Annotated in this window: 1 protein-coding gene; it reads right to left on the bottom strand. The window is 67.6% G+C overall.

The window, feature by feature from the left end; translation table 11 throughout:
- Positions 1 to 680: carboxyl transferase domain-containing protein (locus tag NS331_RS25150; RefSeq protein ID WP_275936484.1), on the bottom strand; the 680-nt coding region annotated here is incomplete at both ends.

Genomic DNA, 680 nt, shown 5'->3' with positions numbered 1-680 from the left:
CCTGCTCGCCGCCCATGACGCTGATGCGGGCGTTGGGCCACATCCAGAGGAAGCGCGGCGAGTACCCCCGGCCGCACATGCCATAGTTGCCCGCGCCGAAGCTGCCGCCGATGATGATGGTGAACTTGGGCACGTTGACCGTGGCCACCGCCGTCACCATCTTGGCGCCGTGGCGGGCGATGCCCTCGTTCTCGTACTTGCGGCCGACCATGAAGCCGGTGATGTTCTGCAGGAAGACGAGCGGAATCTTCCGCTGGCCGCACAGCTCGATGAAGTGCGCGCCCTTCTGCGCCGACTCCGAGAACAGGATGCCGTTGTTGGCCACGATGCCCACCGGCATGCCCTCGATGGCCGCGAAGCCGCAGACCAGGGTGGTGCCGAAGCGGGCCTTGAATTCATGGAACTCGCTGCCGTCGACGATGCGGGCGATGATCTCGCGCACGTCGAAGGGCTTGCGGGTGTCGGTGGGGATGACGCCGTAGAGGTCTTCGGGGGGATAGGCGGGTTCGGCAGGCACTTCGACAAGCTCAGTGCGAACGGACTGGGGGGCACCAGGTCCACCCGCCACCCCGCGGTCCCCCACCCCCTGCGCATTCAGGTTCCTCACCGCCTCCCGCGCCAGCGCCAGCGCATGCAGGTCGTTCTGCGCCAGGTGGTCGGCCACGCCCGAGAGCCGGGTA

This window comes from Pseudacidovorax intermedius (assembly GCF_001476815.1).
GTDB classification, from domain to species: domain Bacteria; phylum Pseudomonadota; class Gammaproteobacteria; order Burkholderiales; family Burkholderiaceae_C; genus Xenophilus; species Xenophilus intermedius_A.
The sequence above is the reverse complement of the archived record's forward strand: the minus strand, read 5'-3'. Positions and strand labels throughout refer to the sequence as shown.